Source organism: Streptomyces sp. NPDC127117, from assembly GCF_042677325.1.
In the GTDB taxonomy this organism is placed as follows: Bacteria; Actinomycetota; Actinomycetes; order Streptomycetales; family Streptomycetaceae; genus Streptomyces.
Genome location: NZ_JBHXTM010000084.1, coordinates 23,478 through 27,737, shown reverse-complemented (window position 1 = coordinate 27,737; position 4,260 = coordinate 23,478). Strand labels below are relative to the sequence as shown.

The window sequence follows — 4,260 nt, the reverse complement described above, 5'->3', positions numbered from 1 at the left end:
CCACGGGGTTGTTTTTAATTCCGTACCGACCACCTGGCGCCCCCCCCCCGGGACTTGCGACGGCCAACGGGCCGGTCGCATGGCCGATCGTCCGGAAGGAGGGACGTCGATGAGCACGAAGGACTTCGTCGAGAAGGACTACTACAAGGTCCTCGGCGTCCCCAAGGACGCCACCGACGCCGAGATCAAGAAGGCGTACCGGAAGCTCGCCCGCGAGTTCCACCCGGACGCCAACAAGGGCGACGACAAGGCCGAGGAGCGCTTCAAGGAGATCTCCGAGGCGAACGACGTCCTCGGTGACAGCAAGAAGCGCAAGGAGTACGACGAGGCGCGCGCCCTCTTCGGCAACGGCGGCTTCCGGGCCGGACCCGGCGGCGCGGGAGGCAACTTCAACTTCGACCTGGGCGACCTCTTCGGGGGCACCCAGGGCGGGGGCCAGGGCGGCGCGGCCGGCGGTTTCGGCGGCGGCGGCCTCGGTGATGTCTTCGGCGGCCTGTTCAACCGGGGCGGCACGGGGACGCGGGTGCAGCCGCGGCGCGGCCAGGACATCGAGTCCGAGGTGACGCTCAGCTTCACCGAGGCGGTCGAGGGGGCCACGGTCCCGCTGCGGATGTCCAGCCAGGCGCCCTGCAAGGCCTGTTCCGGCACCGGCGACAAGAACGGCACCCCCCGGGTGTGCCCGACCTGTCTCGGCACCGGTCAGGTGTCGCGCGGCACCGGCGGCGGCTTCTCGCTCACCGACCCCTGCGTGGACTGCAAGGGCCGGGGCCTCATCGCCCAGGACCCGTGCGATGTCTGCAAGGGCAGCGGACGGGCGAAGTCCTCCAAGACCATGCAGGTCAGGATTCCGGCGGGCGTCTCGGACAACCAGCGGATCCGGCTGCGCGGCAAGGGCGGTCCGGGCGAGCGCGGTGGACCGGCCGGCGACCTGTACGTCGTGGTCCATGTCGACGCCCACCCGGTCTTCGGCCGCAAGGGCGACAACCTCACGGTCACCGTGCCCGTCGACTTCACGGAGGCGGCGCTCGGCGGCGAGGTGAAGGTGCCCACGCTCGGCGGCCCGCCGGTCACGCTGAAACTGCCCGCGGGCACTCCCAACGGGCGTACGATGCGCGCCCGCGGCAAGGGCGCCGTACGCAAGGACGGCACCCGGGGCGACCTGCTGGTCACCGTCGAGGTGAAGGTGCCGGCCGACCTCAGCAACGAGGCCAGGGACGCCCTGGAGGCCTACCGGAAGGCGACCGCGGGCCAGGACCCGCGGGCGGAGCTGTTCCAGGCAGCGAAGGGAGCTTGAGGTGGACGGCCGACGACGCAATCCGTACGAACTGACCGACGAATCCCCGGTGTACGTGATCTCGATCGCGGCCCAGCTCTCGGGCCTGCATCCGCAGACACTGCGCCAGTACGACCGTCTCGGCCTCGTCTCGCCCGACCGCACGGCCGGGCGCGGCAGGCGCTACTCGGCCCGCGACATCGAGCTGCTGCGCACCGTGCAGCAGCTGTCGCAGGACGAGGGCATCAACCTCGCCGGCATCAAGCGCATCATCGAGCTGGAGAACCAGGTCGCCGCGCTCCAGCAGCGCGTCGCCGAGCTGTCGGCGGCCGTGGACGGCGCGGCACAGGCCATGCAGCAGCGCGAGGCCCAGGTGCACGCCTCCTACCGGCGCGATCTGGTGCCGTATCAGGACGTACAGCAGACCAGCGCGTTGGTGGTCTGGCGGCCGAAGCGGCCGAAGGACTGAGCGGACGGCACAGGGCCGGGGAGGCGACTTACGGGTCGGCTCCCCGGCCCTTTGCCGTATGCCGGTGCGATGCCGGCACGGCCGTGCCGTGCGTCGGGTGCGCGGTGTGCGCCGTGCGCGGTGTGTCGGATGCGCGGTGTGCGGCGGGCGGGGTCCGGTCAGTTCTGCTCCTCCTCCAGGATTCCCGACCGCGCTATCAGGTAGCCGAGCTGGGCCCGGCTGTTGCTGCCGAGCGCGGCGGCGAGCTTGGCGACGTGGGCGCGGCAGGTGCGGACGTTCATGCCGAGCCTGCGGGCGATCGAGTCGTCCACGTGGCCCTCGACGAGGAGCTGGGCGATGGAGCGCTGAACGCCGCTGATGCCCAGGGAGGTCGGTTCGTACTTGACCTCCTCCCGCAGCGGAGCCGCCCTCGTCCAGAACTGCTCGAACACGTTGACCAGGTACTGCACGAGCCCGGGGTGGCGGAGTTCCAGGGCGACCTGGTCGTCGTCGCTGGCCGGGATGAAGGCGACGGTCCGGTCGAACACGATCAGGCGGCCGATCAGCTCTTCGAGCGTGCGTATCTCCACGTTGTCGTCGGTCATGCGCTCCGCGTACGCGAGTGTGCTGGGGCTGTGGCGCGCGGTGTGCTGGTAGAGGGTGCGCATGCTGACGCCGCGGTGGATCACGGACAGGCCGCGCTCCAGCGACTTGCTGAGACGATCCTCGGTCCGGCCGCCGCCGGGCTGGACGGTGAGCACTTCGGTGCGGCACTCTGCGGTGGCGAGATCGAGGGCCGCGTTGATCCGGTTCACGCCTTCCAGCACGGTGATGGCGTGGGTGCTGGGCGGCCCCAGAGTGCTGATGTCCATGAACGGCTCGAACGATTCAGTCAGTTCGACCGAGTGCCGGCGCCGTTCGAGGATCTCGCGCTCGACGGGATGCAGATGTTGTGCGAGAGCGATGGTCGGCGGAACGGGCCGGAGCCAGTCCGGGTCGTCCGGATCGGGATGCAGTAGCGCGAACTCCATGAGGCAGGGCGCCGGTTCCACTTCGGCGCGGGCGATGCGTCCCAACCGCAAAGCGCTGGCGTAAAGGCGTGCCCCCGCGTCGCACAGTTCGGTGATCCCATGAGAATGTGTCGGCTTTGTGCCGCTTGTGGTCATATCGTCACCCCCCAGGTTCCTGAACATGCAGGAACATGATGCATCTACTCAGTGGTGCTCGCGTGCCCAGGTGAGACATCGTCTTAGGTGCGGGGGAGAAGAATCCACAAGTGAGGACGAAGCCGACTATGTATAAGCGAATGCATCGCTCGGCGCTTGCCGTCTCGTTCGTCGCGGCCCTGGGCATCGGGCTGCTGGGCGGCAGCGACATTGGCTGGAGCGAGGACAGTGTTGCCGGTGGCGACATCGGGTGGACCGTCCGGGCCGCGGCCGACGGTGACATCGGGTGGCCGGCCGCACCTTCCAAGTCGTCCGACATCGGGTGGGTCGTCCAGGCCGGGGCCACCAACACCGACATCGGCTGGGTCTCGCCCGTCAAGTCGTCCGACATCGGCTGGGTCTCGCCCTCCCGTATCGGCTCCACCACGGCCCAGCCGGGCGCATGACCATCCCGCCGGACGACCGGACCTTCCGGCGAGAGATGGCCACGGCCTACCGATCAGGCTGGCATTTCATCGATCTCGTCACTGCCATCCCCCACTGTGGCGACTCGTTGATGGTCACTCTGTTCGGCGACCCCATCGTTGTCGCACGTGAAGAAGACGACGAAGTACGTGCCTACCGTTGCCTCCGCAAGCCGCGTGGAGCCCCGCAGCCCGTCCGCTGTGCGATCCGGTACGACATGATCTTCGTCAACCTCGACCGGCGTGACCACCAGCTGTTCGAGCCAGAGACTATTTCCGCCACCCCCCGCAGTGCCTGAGCGATCCCCCGTCGTTCCATGTCGCTCAGTCACTCCCCCACACAACGGCGCCATCGTGACCTGAACACGATGGCGCCGTTGTGCTGTGTCCGGCCGGGTGCGGTCCGGAGCCGTGCTCAGGCCCTGCCGAGCGCCCGGTCGACGGCGATCTCGATGACGATCCGGTCCGGGTTGGGCGCCGGCGTGCGCTCGTAGCGCTCCGCGTAACGGCGTACCGCGTCCGCCACCGCCTCCGGCTCCGTGCGCACCCTCGCGCGCCCCTCCAGCGTCGCCCAGCGGCGCCCGTCGATCTGGCAGACCGCGACCCGTGCCCCGTCCGGGCCCGCTGCCAGGACGTTGGCGGCCTTCCTGGTGTTCTTGCCGGTGATGACCCGCGCCAGCCTCGTCTCGGGGTCGTACGTCACGCCCACCGGCACCACGTGGGGCGTGCCGTCCGGGCGGGGCGTGGTCAGGGTGCACACATGCCGCGCGCGCCAGAAGGCGAGGTATTCGGGGCCGGGATTCATCACGTCGACTGCCATGCGGACAGCGTAGGCAGCGCGGGCACGGCCCCGGCCCCCCGCCCCCCCCGCCGGGGGGCGCGGGCGGGGGCGGCCGGGGTAAACAATAA

Annotated in this window: 6 protein-coding genes; 4 read left to right on the top strand and 2 right to left on the bottom strand. The window is 69.8% G+C overall.

Annotated elements, in window-relative coordinates:
- Positions 1-109: 109 nt before the first annotated feature.
- On the top strand, positions 110-1,294 hold the full coding sequence (gene dnaJ / locus ACFVH0_RS38130; RefSeq protein ID WP_385827936.1) for a molecular chaperone DnaJ: 1,185 nt from the start codon (positions 110-112) through the stop codon (positions 1,292-1,294).
- Between the two features lies 1 nt (position 1,295).
- Complete coding sequence (locus tag ACFVH0_RS38125; RefSeq protein WP_072487850.1) at positions 1,296-1,742, top strand: heat shock protein transcriptional repressor HspR; 447 nt, start codon at positions 1,296-1,298, stop codon at positions 1,740-1,742.
- 158 nt (positions 1,743-1,900) lie between these two features.
- Here the strand turns inward: ACFVH0_RS38125 and ACFVH0_RS38120 are convergent, their stop codons facing one another.
- Positions 1,901-2,887 carry a helix-turn-helix transcriptional regulator gene (locus tag ACFVH0_RS38120; RefSeq protein WP_385827934.1) on the bottom strand — a complete coding sequence of 329 codons (987 nt, stop codon included), beginning with the start codon at positions 2,885-2,887 and terminating at the stop codon, positions 1,901-1,903.
- Between the two features lie 140 nt (positions 2,888-3,027).
- Between ACFVH0_RS38120 and ACFVH0_RS38115 the strand changes: the two genes are divergently transcribed.
- Positions 3,028-3,333 (top strand): 5'-nucleotidase, encoded by a 306-nt coding sequence (locus tag ACFVH0_RS38115; protein ID WP_385827932.1) that lies wholly within the window; start codon positions 3,028-3,030, stop codon positions 3,331-3,333.
- Positions 3,330-3,650 carry a (2Fe-2S)-binding protein gene (locus ACFVH0_RS38110; protein ID WP_072487853.1) on the top strand — a complete coding sequence of 107 codons (321 nt, stop codon included), beginning with the start codon at positions 3,330-3,332 and terminating at the stop codon, positions 3,648-3,650. Before ACFVH0_RS38115 ends, ACFVH0_RS38110 begins: the two co-directional genes overlap by 4 nt.
- Positions 3,651-3,766: 116 nt before the next feature.
- On the opposite strand, the gene ACFVH0_RS38105 is transcribed toward ACFVH0_RS38110, so the two are convergent.
- The gene (locus ACFVH0_RS38105; RefSeq protein ID WP_385827930.1) at positions 3,767-4,171 is read right to left on the bottom strand and encodes a pyridoxamine 5'-phosphate oxidase family protein; all 405 of its coding nucleotides are present in this window, start codon (positions 4,169-4,171) and stop codon (positions 3,767-3,769) included.
- Between the last annotated feature and the right edge of the window lie 89 nt (positions 4,172-4,260).

Coding starts and splice junctions, on each gene's coding strand:
- dnaJ (WP_385827936.1), top strand. CDS start 110: ATGAGCACGAAGGACTTCGTCGAGAAGGACTACTACAAGGTCCTCGGC.
- ACFVH0_RS38120 (WP_385827934.1), bottom strand. CDS start 2,887: ATGACCACAAGCGGCACAAAGCCGACACATTCTCATGGGATCACCGAA.
- ACFVH0_RS38115 (WP_385827932.1), top strand. CDS start 3,028: ATGCATCGCTCGGCGCTTGCCGTCTCGTTCGTCGCGGCCCTGGGCATC.
- ACFVH0_RS38110 (WP_072487853.1), top strand. CDS start 3,330: ATGACCATCCCGCCGGACGACCGGACCTTCCGGCGAGAGATGGCCACG.
- ACFVH0_RS38105 (WP_385827930.1), bottom strand. CDS start 4,171: ATGGCAGTCGACGTGATGAATCCCGGCCCCGAATACCTCGCCTTCTGG.